The sequence below is a fragment of the Arcobacter siniprincipis (SeqCode) genome, assembly GCF_048571125.1.
Taxonomy (GTDB): domain Bacteria; phylum Campylobacterota; class Campylobacteria; order Campylobacterales; family Arcobacteraceae; genus Arcobacter; species Arcobacter siniprincipis.
This window is the reverse complement of sequence record NZ_CP182343.1, coordinates 898,941-913,774: the sequence shown is the minus strand read 5'-3', so window position 1 is coordinate 913,774 and position 14,834 is coordinate 898,941. Positions and strand designations below refer to the sequence as shown.

The following is a 14,834-nucleotide window of genomic DNA, read 5'->3' as shown; positions in this document are numbered from 1 at the left end:
GTTTAGTATGAATTTATCATGGATGGCTTGGACAAGTGGAACTGCAATATTTTTCATTTGTATCTTTGTTGCACTTATAATCATGACTATCTGGGCCATTAAGTGGCCGCAGGCACCAAGAGTAGGAATTTTACGAATAAAAACCACTCCTGGTGATCGACTTTTTCTAAGTCTTTTAGGCTCGGCATTTATTTGCCTTGGCTATTTAGCAATGTTTGGTACTCCAATTTACGGGGGAATGGTTCTTTGTCTTTTTTATGCTATAGCAGTTTTTCGCTGGGTATAAAAATACTAAAATAAAATTATCAAATTTTATTTTATTTATAACAATTTAACTTAAGAAGGGGAAAAGAATGAAAATAAAAAATAAGATTACTACTTCACTTGTAGTAGGAATATTAGGACTAAGTAGTTGTGCTTTTAGTGCAGATATGAATAAATGGATTGATGAATTTCAACCTTCATCATTGACAAAAACTCAACAAAAAGATGAGCTTACTTGGTTTAAAGATGCTGCAAAACCTTACAAAGGTATGACTATAAAAGTTGTATCTGAAAGTCTTACAACTCACTCATATGAGAGTAAAACTTTGGCAAAAGCATTTTACGATATTACAGGAATAAAAGTTATTCATGACCTCATTGGGGAAGGTGATGTTATTGAAAAACTACAAACACAAATGCAAACAGGGCAAAATATTTATGATGCTTATGTAAATGATTCTGATTTAATAGGTACACATTGGAGATATAAACAAGTTAGAAATTTAACTGATTGGATGAAAGGTGACGGTAAAGCTGTTACAAATCCAAACTTAGATTTAAATGATTTTATGGGATTATCTTTTACAACTGCTCCTGATGGAAAACTATATCAGTTACCAGATCAACAGTTCGCTAACCTTTATTGGTTTAGATATGATTGGTTCACGGACCCAAAAAATATGGCTGATTTTAAAGCAAAATATGGTTATGAATTAGGCGTTCCAGTTAACTGGTCTGCATATGAAGATATTGCAGAATTCTTTACAGGAAGAGTAATCGATGGTAAAAAAGTTTATGGACATATGGATTATGGTAAAAAAGATCCTTCATTAGGTTGGAGATTTACTGATGCTTGGATGTCAATGGCTGGAGAGGGTGATCCTGGTTTACCAAATGGACTTCCAGTAGATGAATGGGGAATTAGAGTAAATGAAAAATCTCAACCAGTTGCTTCTTGTATGGATAGAGGGGGAGCTACAAACTCACCAGCTGCTGTTTATTCTATTGAAAAATACAACAAATGGTTGAAAGAATATGCTCTACCAAGTGCTGCTGGTATGGTATTCTCTGAAGCTGGACCTGTTCCTGCACAAGGTGAAGTTGCACAACAAGCTTTCTGGTATACAGCTTTTACAGCAGATATGGTAAAAAAAGGTCTTCCAGTTGTAAATGCTGATGGTACTCCAAAATGGAGAATGGCTCCATCACCACATGGTGCTTATTGGAAAGAAGGAATGAAAGTTGGTTATCAAGATGTTGGTTCTTGGACTTTAATGAAATCAACACCTCTAAAAAGAGCTCAAGCTGCTTGGTTATATGCACAATTTGTTACATCAAAAACAGTTGATGTTAAAAAATCACATTTTGGTTTAACATTTATAAGAAAATCTAGTATTAATGATAAATCATTTACACAAAGATCTCCAAAACTTGGTGGTTTAGTTGAATTTTACAGATCTCCTGCAAGAACACAATGGACTCCAACAGGAACTAATGTACCTGATTATCCAAAATTGGCACAATTATGGTGGCAAAATATTGGTGATGCATCATCAGGTGCAAAAACTGCACAAGAGGCTTTAGATTCACTTTGTTTAGCTCAAGAGAAAATTCTATCAAGAATAGAAAGAGCTGGTATCCAAGGTGATATTGGACCAAAACTTAATGAAAAGAAAACTGCTGAATATTGGCTAAAACAACCAGGTGCTCCAAAACCTAAATTAGCTAATGAAAAACCAGCACCAGTAACTATTTCTTATGATGAATTAATCAAATCTTGGAAATAATTTTATAAATCTAAACAAAAGTTGAGCTTGACTCAACTTTTGTTACTCTAAAGTGAGAATAAATGAAATACATACTATCAATAGATCAAGGTACAACTTCTAGCCGAGCAATTCTATTTAATAAACAAATGAAAATAGAAAAAATTTCGCAAGAAGAGTTTCCTCAACATTTCCCTCATTCTGGTTGGGTTGAGCATAATCCTGAGGATTTATTTAATACAGTTTTAAATAGCTGTAAAAATGTATTAAAAGATGCGAATGCTAGTATAGAAGATATTGTATCTATTGGAATAACTAATCAAAGAGAGACAACTGTTGTATGGGATAAAAATACAGGAAAAGCAGTTTATAATGCAATTGTATGGCAAGATAGAAGAACATCAAAAGAGTGCGATGTCTTTAAAGAAGCAGGACACGAAAAGATGATTAGAGAAAAAACTGGTTTATTATTTGACCCTTATTTTTCTGCTATGAAATTAAAATGGATTTTAAAAAATGTTAAAGGTGCTAAAGAAAAAGCTCTTAATGGAGATTTATTATTCGGAACAGTTGATACTTTTTTAATCTGGAAATTAAGTAATAAAAAAAGCCATGTTACAGATGCTACAAATGCTGCTAGAACAATGTTATACAACATAAAAACAAATGAATGGGACAAAGAGATTTGTACCCTTTTAGATATTCCAATGGGTATATTACCCGAAGTTAAAGATTGTGCAGATGATTTTGCAAATATTAGTAAAGAGTATTTTGGAAAAGAAGTACCTATCAATGGAGTTGCAGGAGATCAACAAGCTGCTCTTATAGGGCAAGCTTGTTTTGAACCAGGAATGGTAAAATCAACTTATGGAACTGGGTGTTTTGCTATTTTAAATATTGGCTCAAATATGATTTTATCAAAAAATAGGCTGCTTACAACTATTGCATATAGATTTAATGGTCAAACAACTTATGCCTTAGAAGGTTCAATTTTTATAGCTGGTGCCGTTGTCCAATGGCTAAGGGATGGGTTAAAAATCATAAAAAGCTCAAAAGAGGCTCAAGAACTAGCACTCAATGCTGATCCAACAGAGCAACTCTATTTTGTACCTGCATTCACAGGACTTGCTGCTCCTTATTGGGATACTCAGTGTAGAGGCGCTATTTATGGACTTACAAGAAATACAGGACCTGAAGATTTTGCAAAAGCTGCTTTAGAAAGTGTAGCCTATCAAACTAAAGATTTATTAGAAGCTATGTATAGTGATTGGAATAATTTTGGAGAGTGTATTGATTGTGCTAAAAACTCTGTTTTAAGAATTGATGGTGGAATGTCAGCTTCAGATTATACTGTTCAATTTTTATCTGATATGTTAGGAACTTCAGTTGATAGACCTGAAATACTTGAAACAACTGCACTTGGCGTTGCTTGGCTTGCTGGAATGAAAACAGGATTTTATCCTTTAAAAGAAGAGTTCTCAAAAGGCTGGAAGCTAGAAAAAGAATTCAAACCTACTATTAGTGAAGAAAAAAGATACGACCTTTATGCAGGCTGGAAAGACGCTGTACAGAGAACACTTTCAAAAAAATCAAATCAAATCTAACAAATTTTAAAGATGAATTTAATTCATCTTTAGAATAAATATTTCACTCTCAAAATTTGTTATAACATTATAATCTTTAAGTTTTGCCTAAGTTTTAAGTCATTATAATGTTATGATAATATTCAAGGGGAAAAAATGAAAAATTTAAATCAAAATGAAATAATAAAATCTAATAATTTAGAAATAAATATAAATGAACCAATGAAAAACCTAATATGTGGAGAATGGAAAGGAAGTGATGAAACTGCACAGAATATAAATCCTTCTGATATTGCAGATATAGTATCAACTTATTATAAAGGAAGTTATGAGCATGTATCACAAACTATTGAGTTTGCTTCAAAAGTACAAAAGTCTTGGGCAAAATCTTCAATCTCATTAAGAGAAGAAGTATTAAAAGATATAGCAATTAAACTTCTTGATAATAAAGATTACTTTGGTGAAATAATAGCAAGGGAAGCTGGAAAACCAATAAAAGAAGCAATAGATGAAGTTGTAAAATCAGCTGAATTTTTTAATTATTTTGCAGCAGAAGCTATTAGAATGAAAGGTGCATTTATGGATTCACCAAGAGATAATGTTGATATAGAAGTAATACATGAACCAATAGGTGTAATTGGTGTCATTACACCTTGGAACTATCCATTAGCAATTCCAGCTTGGAAAATAGCCCCTGCCCTAGCCTATGGAAATAGCGTGATATTAAAACCATCAAGTAATACTCCAGCAATCGCATATATACTAGCTAAAATAATTGACTCAACAAAACTACCTAAAGGTGTATTTTCATTGACATTTGGGCAAGGTGGAGTAATAGGTGATACTTTAGCACAATCAAAAAAAGTGCAAGGAATAACTTTCACAGGTTCTGTTGCTGTTGGTAAAGAACTTGCTAAAAAATCTATTGATTCTATGACTAAATTACAATTAGAAATGGGAAGTAAAAATTCACTTATAATACTTGATGATGCAGATATTAATACAGCAGTTGAAGCTTCTATAAAAGGCGCTTATAATGCAAATGGTCAAAAGTGTACTTCTTGTTCAAAACTAATTGTTACAGAAGGTATTTATGAAGAGTTTATAAGTGCTTTTAAAAATAAAATGCAATCATTAGTTGTAGGAAATGCTATGAATCCATCAAGTCAAATTGGACCTTGTATTGACAAAAAACAATTAGATGCTAACTTAGAGTATATCAAACTTGGACAAGAAGAAGGAGCTACTTTAGTTTGTGGAGGAGAAGCTATAAAAACTGATACCCAAGGATTTTATTTCTCACCTGCGCTATTTATAGATGGAAAATCTTCTATGAGAATAAACCAAGAAGAGATGTTTGCAGCTATTGCTTGTGTAATAAAAGTAAAAGATTATGATGAGGCAATTGAAGTATTAAATGATACAGAGTTTGGACTATCAGGTGGAATTATTACAAATGATTTAAAAAAATCTATGCAATTTAAACATGATGCAGAAATAGGAAATGTAATGATAAATCTTCCAACAGCTGGTATGGATAATCATGTTCCATTTGGTGGTAGAAAAAATTCATCTTATGGTTCAAGGGAAAAATCATATACAGCCAGTGATTTTTATACAACTACAAAAACTGTATATATCAAATACTAAAAAAGGGGAAAGAAACTCTTTCCCCTTTTTAATTCATATTACTTTTTGATTAGATTGGTAAAACTCTAATATTTTCATCTACTTTTTGTTTTAATACAGACTCAATAGCGTAAAGTGTTCCTGTATCTCCAGATGCACATCCATTACATGCACCTAAATATCTAATATAAATATCATAATGAGGAGTATTTTCTTTAATATCAATAATCTCCATATTTCCACCATCCATTGCAAGCATTGGTCTAATTTCACCATCTAAAACTTCATCGATTAATTTGATTCTTTGAACAATTGTCATTTTATCAAAGCTTGATTGTCCAGCTGCACTTGCATCTGCTGCTTGTTTTAATTTATCATGTTCCATTTCAGCATGAACATCTTTTAAAATATCTACTAAATAAATATCTTTTGCTTCATGTCCACCTGGTTTGATACATGACTTACAAAATGCTCCAGCTTTTGTATAATCAGTTACTTCTTCAACTGTTTGTAAATTATTTAATTTAATAACTTCTTGTAAAGTTGCTAATGAAACCCTTGCACATTCACAAACTATGATTTCTGATTCTAAAGACTCCATATCAACACCTTTATATGTTGATGCAGCTTTTTTTATAACATCATAAGCCATAACTGAACAGTGCATTTTTTGAGGTGGAACAGCAGGAACATCTGGATGATCTCTTAATGCTTTTTCAACATCAATATTTGTAATTTTAATTGCTTCATCAACAGTTTTTCCTATACATAATTCAGCCATAACATCAGAAGAAGCGATTGCAGTTCCACATCCAAAAGATTTGAATTTAGAATTTACAATTACATCAGTTGTTTCATTAACAACCCAATATAATCTTACAGCATCACCACATGATTCAGCTCCAAAATCTGCAACGATTAATTTTCCGCCAGCATCTTTAGCCATCTCTTCTGTAATCTCACCTTGGTGAGTTGGTTCATCCATTCTTCTTATTACTTGATTTGAGTATTCATCCCAAATTGAACCGCTTATTAAATCATTTTTAGCCATTTTATATTCCTTTTAATATTTTTATAATTGTGAAACGTGATCTTTTGGTGTATAAGCATAAGAACTAGAAATATTTCTTAATCTATTTACAGCATTTTTAATCACAGTAATCGCATAATCAATCTCTTCTTCAGTATTAAATCTACTTAAAGAGAATCTAACACCTGTATGAGCCAATTCACTATCACTTCCAAAAGCATTCATAACTGGATTTGCTTCTAAATCTTCACTTGCACAGGCACTTCCAGTTGATGCACCTATTGTTTTTTGGTTCATATCCCAAAGCATAGATTCACCTTCAACACCTCTAAATGAGATTAAAGTTGTATTTGGAGTTCTATTTTCTTTTCCACCAATAACTAATGTTTCTGGTATTTCTAAAATTGCATTTTCTAATTTATCTCTTAATTTTCTTACATGATTCTCTTCATAAGCCAATGCTATTTCTGAAGTTGCAAGTTTCATAGCTAAACCCATACCAACCATAGAAGCAACATCAACTGTTCCTGCTCTATGACCACCCATTTGCTCACCACCGTGTAACAAAGGAGTTAATTCAAAACCTTTTTGAACATACGTACCACCTACACCTTTTGGTCCATGGAATTTGTGTGCTGAAAAAGATAAATAGTTTACATTACAGGCTTGTACATCAACTCGGATTTTTCCAATAGCTTGTGTTGCATCTGTATGAAAAGCAACTCCTGCTTCTTTACAAATTGCCCCAATTTCTTTGATTGGGAATATTTTACCAGTTTCATTATTTGCCCACATAATAGATACTAAAGCAGTTTCTTCTTTTATATGTTCTTTTATTAAAGATGCGTCTAATGTCCCATTCTCATCTACAGGTAAATAAGTTACATTTACACCTTGTGATTCTAAAAATCTACAGGTTGCAGTAACAGCTGGATGTTCTACTTCTGAAGTAATTATGTGATTTTTATTACCATTTAAAATTTTATCAATCCAAATACCTTTTATAACAGTATTGATACTCTCTGTTGCATTTGCTGTGATTATAATATCATCAACATCAGCTGCATTTATACCTTCGTATAAATAATTTAATGCCTCAACCATTTTTGGGTGAGTTCCTGCTCCAAATTTATGTAAAGAGTTTGGATTTCCATAAATGTGACAAAAAAATGGTTCCATTGCTTTAAAAACTTCTGGATCAACTTTTGTAGTGGCATTATTATCTAAGTAAACTTCCATATTTTAATTCCTATCTTTTTCTTTATTCATATGCAAATGCTATTCCGTGAAATTATAGCTTTTTTATACTTTTTTTGGAATTATAAAAGAAATAGGATAAAAATTGTCTTAATTAAATTAAATAGCTAAATTTATTTATAAATTTGCTATTAGATTAATCTAAGATTAAAAGATAAAGTTATATAAATTACTAAACAGCTAATTAATATATATATGTTAAATTTACAAATAGGACAAAATTAGTCCTATTTAAAATTGGAGAAGTTTATGAGTAATAATAAAATTAAAAATGTTATAAAAAATGACTATAAATTGGGCTTTGAGACAATCATAAATTCAGATACATTTCCAAATGGTTTGAATGAAAATGTTATAAAAGCTATATCAAAAAAGAAAAATGAACCCCAATGGCTTTGTGATTTTCGTTTAAAAGCTTATAAAAAATGGCTTACAATGGAAGAGCCAAAATGGTCAAGTTTACAAATAGATAAAATAGATTATCAAAATATTTCATACTATTCTGCTCCAAAAAAAGAGTTAAATTCTTTAGATGAAGTAGATCCTAGTATTTTAAAAACCTATGAAAAACTTGGAATTCCACTTGAAGAGCAAAAAATGTTAGCAGGAGTTGCAGTTGATGCTGTATTTGATTCTGTTTCAGTAAAAACTACTTTTCACAAAGAGTTAGAAGAACTTGGAATAATATTTTGTTCAATTAGTGATGCTGCAAATAAACATCCTGAACTATTAAAAAAATATTTAGCTTCTGTTGTACCAATAGGAGATAACTATTTTGCCTGTTTAAACAGTGCAGTATTTACAGATGGAAGTTTTGTGTATATTCCACCGAAAACTAGATGTCCAATGGAATTATCAACTTATTTTAGAATAAATGCCTTAAATACTGGGCAGTTTGAGCGAACACTAATAATTTGTGATGATGACTCTTATGTATCATATAATGAGGGCTGTTCTGCTCCAATGAGAGATAATAGACAACTTCACGCAGCAGTTGTAGAACTAGTAGCTCTTAAAAATTCACAAATAAAATATTCAACAATCCAAAACTGGTATCCAGGGGATAAAGATGGTAAGGGTGGTATTTTAAACTTTGTAACTAAAAGAGGTATTTGTAAAGGTGATAATTCAAAAATATCATGGACACAAGTTGAAACGGGGTCTGCTATTACTTGGAAATACCCTTCATGTGTTTTAAAAGGTGATAATAGTGTAGGAGAATTTTATTCAGTAGCACTTACTTCCCTAGCTCAACAAGCAGATACTGGTACCAAAATGATGCATATAGGTAAAAATACAAAATCAACTATTATCTCAAAAGGTATTTCAGCAATGCATGGTTCAAATGCCTATAGAGGATTAGTAAGAGTTGCAAAGGATGCTAAAAATTCTAGAAACTTTTCACAATGTGACTCTTTACTTATAGGAAATACCTGTTCAGCGCATACTTACCCATATCAAGAAGTAAGAAATGCCAGTTCGAAAATAGAACATGAAGCTACAACTTCAAAAATATCAGATGAACAACTCTTTTATATAAGACAAAGAGGGTTAAGTGAAGAAAATGCAGTATCATTAATAGTAAATGGTTTTTGTAAAGAAGTACTAGATGAACTTCCAATGGAGTTTGCAGTTGAAGCTAGAGAGTTATTAAATATCTCACTAGAAGGTAGTGTTGGTTAAAAAATGAATAAAAATATAAAAGATTTTGAAAAAGGATTTAGAATGCTAAATATTAAAAATTTAAATGTAAAAATAGAAAATACAGAAATAATAAAAGATTTTAGTTTAGATATAAAAAAAGGTGAAGTACATGCCCTAATGGGAATAAATGGAGCTGGAAAATCTACTCTTGTAAAAGCTTTATGTGACCATTATGAGTGTGAAGTTACATCGGGAAGTGTAGAATTCAATGGAAAAGATTTGTTAGAACTTGATGCCAGCCAAAGAGCAAATGAAGGTCTATTTTTATCATTTCAAAATCCAATTGAAGTAGCTGGTGTAAATAATATGTACTTTTTAAAATCAGCCCTTAATGCAAAAAGAGAGTATCAAGGTTTAGAAGAACTTGATGCTGCTAGTTTTTTAAAAGAGATAAAAGCTATAACAGCCGAGTTTGGAATTGATAATAAGATTTTAAAAAGAGATTTAAATGCTGGTTTTAGTGGTGGTGAGAAAAAAAGAAATGAATTATTGCAACTATTGGTTTTAAAACCTGATTTAATTTTACTAGATGAGATTGACTCAGGACTTGATGTAGATGCAATAAAACTTGTGGCAAATGGTATAAACTCACTTCTTGATGGTAATAGATCAGTATTGATGATAACCCATTATGATAAATTATTAGAAGCAATTAAACCTGATTTTGTACATGTTTTAAAAGATGGGAAAATCATTCAAAGTGGTGATTATTCATTGGCAGAGACTATTCAAGAAAAAGGTTACGAAGCAATAGGAGTGTAATATGAGAAATTTAGATATCAAAAACTTCCCAATTGCAAATAAAAAAATTGAAGAGTTTAGAAAATGTAATGTTAAAAATATCACAGAACTAGAGTTTAAAGAAAATAGTTTTAAAGATGTGACAAATTTTGATTTTGATTATTTAAAAATTGAAGACTTTAATACAATATTTTTTGCAAATGAGAAGATAAAAGAGCAAAATTTAGTTGATAATATAACTCTTGAAGAGAACACAATAATTATAAATAAAGAGTGTAAAAACCCAATAGTAGTATTAAACTATTATGATGATGAAAATGCAATTTTTGAAAAAGATTTAAAATATATAGTTGATAAAGATAGTGATATTACAATATTTGAGATATTTATATCAAATAATAAAAAGAACTTTATAAATCAAAAAAGAGATTTTGACATAAATGACTCATCAAATGTGGAGTATGTATATTTACAGAAACTCTCTTTCGAAGATTTTTTAAATATTAAGTTTACACCTGTCATTCATGAAGATTCGAAGTTAAAATTCTTTAATTTTAATTTTGGCTCATCAAATGCTTACAATCAGTTTGATATCAATTTAGACTTTTTGAACTCAAGTTTTGACATGGAAGCGTTAACAAATATTTCCAAAAAACAAGAAATAGCAAATATAGTAAGTACAATTCACAATGGTAAAAATACCTCAAGTAGTGTAAAAGCAAACCATATTTTAGATGAAAATTCACATGGAATATTTGAAGTAAAAGCTAGAGTAAATAATGAAGCAAATAATTCAGCAGTAATACAAAACTCTGAAACAACACTTCTAGGTGATGATGCCATAATAAATGCAAATCCAAGACTTGAGATATTTATTGATGAATTAACAGCAAGTCATGGGGCGACAACTGGAAGTTTGGATGAAGATATTTTATATTATTTACAATCAAGAGGATTATCTAAAAAACAAGCTTCAAAAATGATGCTTGAAGCCATTGAGTATAGAATTTTAGATAAAATAACAAATGAGAAAATTAGAAATATAATAAAGGAGATATGATGTTCAAAGATTATTTTCCTTATTTTAAAAATAGCAATATTGTCTATCTTGACAATGCTGCTACGACTCAAAAACCACAAGTGGTTATTGATGAAATTATAAATTATTATTCATATTATTGTTCAAATACACATAGAAGTAATCATGGAAATGCAAATAAAGCAACACAAAATTATGAACACACAAGAGAAGTTTTAAAAACCTTTATAAATGCAAAAGAAAAACATGAAATAATCTTTACAAAAGGTGTGACTGAAAGTATTAATTTTATAGTAAATTCATATGCAAAAAATAGATTTAAAAAAGTGATAATCTCTTCTTTAGAGCACCACTCCAATATCGTGCCTTGGCAAATAGCTAATATAGATTTTGAAGTAGTAAAATGCAATGAGAATCTTGATTTTGATTATGAAGATTTTGAAAATATATTAAAAGAAAATCCTAAGGCACTTGTATCTATTACACATATATCAAATGCCTTTGGAAAGATTCACGACATAAAAAGAATCACTAGCTTAGCCCATAAATATGGTGCAAAAGTTTTAGTTGATGGAGCGCAATCTTTAACTCACAAAAAAACTGATGTGCAAGATTTAGATATAGACTTTTTTGCAATCTCTTCACATAAAACCTTTGGACCAACAGGTGTTGGAGCTATTTATATAAAAGAGAATTTACTAAATGATATTTTGCCTTACCAAACAGGAGGAGCCACAATCAATGATGTTACTTATGAGCGAAGTATATTACTTGACTCTCCTTTTAAATTTGAAGCAGGTACTCAAAATATAGCAGGTGTCATTGGATTTGGAAAAGCAATTGAGTTTATAAAAGAGCTTGGATATGAAAATATTGAAAAAAAAGAAATAGAGCTTTACATATATCTTTACGAAGAGTTATCAAAAATAGATGATATTATTTTTTATAGTGACATAAAAAATTCTATTGGTTCACTTAGTTTTAATATCAAAAATATTATGGCAGAAGATGTGGGTATTTTAGTTGATAAAATGGGCATAGCTTTAAGATGTGGACATCATTGTGCTCAACCTATTATGAAAAGTTTAGGCATAGAAGGAACTATTCGGGTTAGTATTGCTTTTTATAATGAAAAAGAGGATATTGATAAACTAATTATTGCTTTAAAAAAAGCCATAACTATGTTAAAGGATTAAGATGAGTATTGAAAAAAAAATTGAAGAGTTTAAAGATGATTTGGAACTTTTTGATGATGAACTTGAAAAATATCAATTTATCATAGATTTGGGTAAAAAACTAAACCCTTTAGATGAAAAAGAGATGGTTGAAGAAAATTTAGTGCAAGGTTGTACTTCTAAAGTATGGCTTATAAAAGATGTTAAAAATAATGAATTGGTTTTTAGAGCAGATTCAAATGCAGCTATTGTTAAAGGTTTGGTTTATATTATCACAACAATATTTTCAAATGAAAAAAAAGATGATATAAATAATCTAGATATAAATATTTTGGATAAATTAAACTTAACAGAAATAATAACACCAAATAGACAAAGTGGTGTCCAAGGTATGATAAAAAAAATAAAAGAGTATGCGAAGGAAAAATAAATGGGAAATTATAATAAAGAAGAAATAACTGAAAGAGTAATTGGACAATTAAAACATATATTTGACCCAGAGATTCCAGTTAATATTTATGATTTGGGATTAATTTATAAAATAGATTTAGAAGAAAAAGAAAAAATACTTATATGTAATGTTGATATGACTCTTACAAGTCCAGGTTGTCCTGTTGCTGATAGTTTAGTCAATGATGTATCATATGCAGTAAAAGTAATAGAAGAAATAGAAGAAGTACATGTAAATCTTACCTTTGATCCACCATGGGACAAAAGTAAAGTTACAGATGATGGGAAAGATATAATGTTAGCAAATGGTTTCCTTATATAGATTTTATTATTTTTCCAATATAATGAGTATATAAGGAAGATTTCATATGGAAAAAACATCTAATAAGTGGTCTAAGTATATAAAAATAGCTGTTGTTTTATTAATACTAATTTTATGTTATTTATTTATTCCTTTAAATCAAAATAACTTTAGTAATACATATAGTTTAAGAAGTTCAAGTAAAAGTTCTGACCCAATTAAATTACAATTTAGAAGTGGATTTCAATATGACAAATATAAACCCCCTAAAAAAAGTACTTTTATGCAAAAACAAATGGAAGATAATGAAGAAGGTAAAAAACCAATTTTTTGGGATAATAAGAATAAATAAAAGGAACTAAATGGAAGAAAAAGAATCAAGTAATAAATGGCTATATATAATAATATCATTAGTGATAATTATATTAGTAGTTGCTTATATTCTTTTACCTAAAAGTTGGTCAAGTTTAGGAGATACATATAAACCAAGAACTGTAGAAAAAGATGGAGGACCAACTCCTACTTCTTTACAATTTAGAAACCCTTTTAAATATGATAACTATAAACCTGAAAAAAGAATTGAACCAAAACAAAGAGAACAAGGGCAAAAAGACAAGCCCTTGTTTTGGAAATAATAATATATTTTAACTACTTCTCTAAAATTCTATTTAAAGTTTCTATAGAAATATATTTATCATAATAAGCTTTATAATAACTCTGTTTTGCTGCACTAAGTAAGTAGTTTGCATCAATTAAATCTGTATTATCGGATAATCCTTCTTGAAACCTGTTTTTAACTATTGTATAATTTTCTTTTGCTTGTTTAAGTGCTAATTCTGAGGTCTCAAAATTAGCTTTTGATACAGCAAGAGAAGAGAGTGCATTTTGATATTGAAGTTTTATACTTAATCTAATTTTTTCTAAATTTGCCACTGCTTTTTTTACTTGAATATTTTTTTTAATAATATCACTGTAATTACTATTCCCATTATACAAATTCCATGAAGCAGTTACATTCACCACTTCTTGTGAATCAGGATAGGAATCTCTTCCACCAATATTTTTATCATCTCCATATTTATTATATGAGATAGAAGCATCAACTTTTGGCATAAAAGTACTTCTTGAGCCAAAATATTGTTCTTTTATACTTTTTAAATTTAATTCATATGCTTTTATTTCACTTCTATTTTCTAAAAGTGCTACATCATAAGTAAAAATTTTATTTTGATTTATATTTAATTCTTCTATTTTTTCATTTGTTAAATCATAACCACCTAAAATATTACTCAAGGTATATAAAGAGATATTTAAATCTCCTTTTGCTTGAATTACACTTTGTTTAGCATTTAACATATTAACTTCAACTTTTAATAAGTCATTTTTCGAAACTAATCCCTGTATAAACTGATTTTTTGCATCTATGTATTGATTTTCAAATAGTTTATATGAATCCTCTTGAGTTAGAAGGTTTTTTCTTTTATTTAAATAATCAATATATGCTTCTTTTGTACTTAATAAAATATCTTGCTTTTGTGCATTATAAGAAAATTTCGAAGCATTTCTTAAATATTTAGTACTATAAAGTTCACTAAAATCTTTAAAACCATTAAAAAGATTATAAGAAACTATTGCACTTGCAGTTGAATCTTCTTTTATTTGTCCAGGTATTTGGTTATTACTATTATTATAAGAATATGACAAATCAACTTTTGGCAAAAAAGCCGATTTTGATTTATTATAATCTTCTTTTGTCTCTTTATATTCATAATTACTTATTGCAATATCTAAGTTTTTTTCCAATGAGATATTTAAAACCTCATCGAGTGATATTGCAAATAAATTTGTTGCAACTAAAGATGACAATACTAAATATTTAATTCTTTTCATTTTTA

The 14,834-nt window shown here is 29.4% G+C and carries 15 protein-coding genes; 12 read left to right on the top strand and 3 right to left on the bottom strand.

What is annotated here, in order from left to right; all coding sequences use genetic code 11:
• The first annotated feature begins 7 nt into the window (after positions 1–7).
• The 4 genes from ACNI3D_RS04600 to ACNI3D_RS04585 all read left to right on the top strand — a co-directional run bounded on the left by ACNI3D_RS04600 (position 8) and on the right by ACNI3D_RS04585 (position 5,263).
• Positions 8–286: a DUF2160 domain-containing protein gene (locus ACNI3D_RS04600; protein WP_129100188.1), complete on the top strand. Its 279-nt coding sequence runs from the start codon at positions 8–10 to the stop codon at positions 284–286.
• A gap of 67 nt (positions 287–353) precedes the next feature.
• Positions 354–2,051, top strand: a complete 1,698-nt coding sequence (locus ACNI3D_RS04595) for an ABC transporter substrate-binding protein (protein ID WP_419768412.1) — start codon at positions 354–356, stop codon at positions 2,049–2,051.
• A gap of 62 nt (positions 2,052–2,113) precedes the next feature.
• Positions 2,114–3,634, top strand: coding sequence for a glycerol kinase GlpK (gene glpK, locus ACNI3D_RS04590; protein ID WP_419768411.1), 1,521 nt, complete (start codon positions 2,114–2,116; stop codon positions 3,632–3,634).
• 135 nt (positions 3,635–3,769) lie between these two features.
• Positions 3,770–5,263 (top strand): aldehyde dehydrogenase family protein, encoded by a 1,494-nt coding sequence (locus ACNI3D_RS04585; RefSeq protein ID WP_419768410.1) that lies wholly within the window; start codon positions 3,770–3,772, stop codon positions 5,261–5,263.
• A gap of 49 nt (positions 5,264–5,312) precedes the next feature.
• Here the strand turns inward: ACNI3D_RS04585 and ACNI3D_RS04580 are convergent, their stop codons facing one another.
• The gene (locus ACNI3D_RS04580) at positions 5,313–6,293 is read right to left on the bottom strand and encodes an iron-sulfur cluster assembly scaffold protein (protein ID WP_129100184.1); all 981 of its coding nucleotides are present in this window, start codon (positions 6,291–6,293) and stop codon (positions 5,313–5,315) included.
• A gap of 21 nt (positions 6,294–6,314) precedes the next feature.
• Positions 6,315–7,511 (bottom strand): NifS family cysteine desulfurase, encoded by a 1,197-nt coding sequence (locus tag ACNI3D_RS04575; protein WP_419768409.1) that lies wholly within the window; start codon positions 7,509–7,511, stop codon positions 6,315–6,317.
• Between the two features lie 267 nt (positions 7,512–7,778).
• Between ACNI3D_RS04575 and sufB the strand changes: the two genes are divergently transcribed.
• From sufB to ACNI3D_RS04535, 8 genes are read left to right on the top strand one after another with little or no spacing between them, the layout of a single operon-like run.
• Positions 7,779–9,212, top strand: a complete 1,434-nt coding sequence (sufB, locus tag ACNI3D_RS04570) for a Fe-S cluster assembly protein SufB (protein WP_419768408.1) — start codon at positions 7,779–7,781, stop codon at positions 9,210–9,212.
• Positions 9,213–9,215: 3 nt separating this feature from the next.
• Positions 9,216–9,995: a Fe-S cluster assembly ATPase SufC gene (gene sufC / locus ACNI3D_RS04565; RefSeq protein WP_419768407.1), complete on the top strand. Its 780-nt coding sequence runs from the start codon at positions 9,216–9,218 to the stop codon at positions 9,993–9,995.
• 1 nt (position 9,996) lies between these two features.
• A complete protein-coding gene (locus ACNI3D_RS04560; protein ID WP_419768406.1) occupies positions 9,997–11,034 on the top strand; it encodes a SufB/SufD family protein in 1,038 nt (345 codons plus the stop codon).
• Positions 11,034–12,209 carry an aminotransferase class V-fold PLP-dependent enzyme gene (locus tag ACNI3D_RS04555; RefSeq protein WP_419768405.1) on the top strand — a complete coding sequence of 392 codons (1,176 nt, stop codon included), beginning with the start codon at positions 11,034–11,036 and terminating at the stop codon, positions 12,207–12,209. Before ACNI3D_RS04560 ends, ACNI3D_RS04555 begins: the two co-directional genes overlap by 1 nt.
• Position 12,210: 1 nt before the next feature.
• Positions 12,211–12,618 carry a SufE family protein gene (locus tag ACNI3D_RS04550; protein WP_375723058.1) on the top strand — a complete coding sequence of 136 codons (408 nt, stop codon included), beginning with the start codon at positions 12,211–12,213 and terminating at the stop codon, positions 12,616–12,618.
• Positions 12,619–12,960, top strand: coding sequence for a metal-sulfur cluster assembly factor (locus tag ACNI3D_RS04545; RefSeq protein WP_419768404.1), 342 nt, complete (start codon positions 12,619–12,621; stop codon positions 12,958–12,960).
• A gap of 46 nt (positions 12,961–13,006) precedes the next feature.
• The gene (locus ACNI3D_RS04540) at positions 13,007–13,291 is read left to right on the top strand and encodes a hypothetical protein (protein ID WP_129100178.1); all 285 of its coding nucleotides are present in this window, start codon (positions 13,007–13,009) and stop codon (positions 13,289–13,291) included.
• 10 nt (positions 13,292–13,301) lie between these two features.
• Positions 13,302–13,574: a hypothetical protein gene (locus ACNI3D_RS04535; protein WP_419768403.1), complete on the top strand. Its 273-nt coding sequence runs from the start codon at positions 13,302–13,304 to the stop codon at positions 13,572–13,574.
• Positions 13,575–13,587: 13 nt separating this feature from the next.
• Here the strand turns inward: ACNI3D_RS04535 and ACNI3D_RS04530 are convergent, their stop codons facing one another.
• Positions 13,588–14,829 carry a TolC family protein gene (locus tag ACNI3D_RS04530; RefSeq protein WP_129100176.1) on the bottom strand — a complete coding sequence of 414 codons (1,242 nt, stop codon included), beginning with the start codon at positions 14,827–14,829 and terminating at the stop codon, positions 13,588–13,590.
• Positions 14,830–14,834 lie beyond the last annotated feature (5 nt).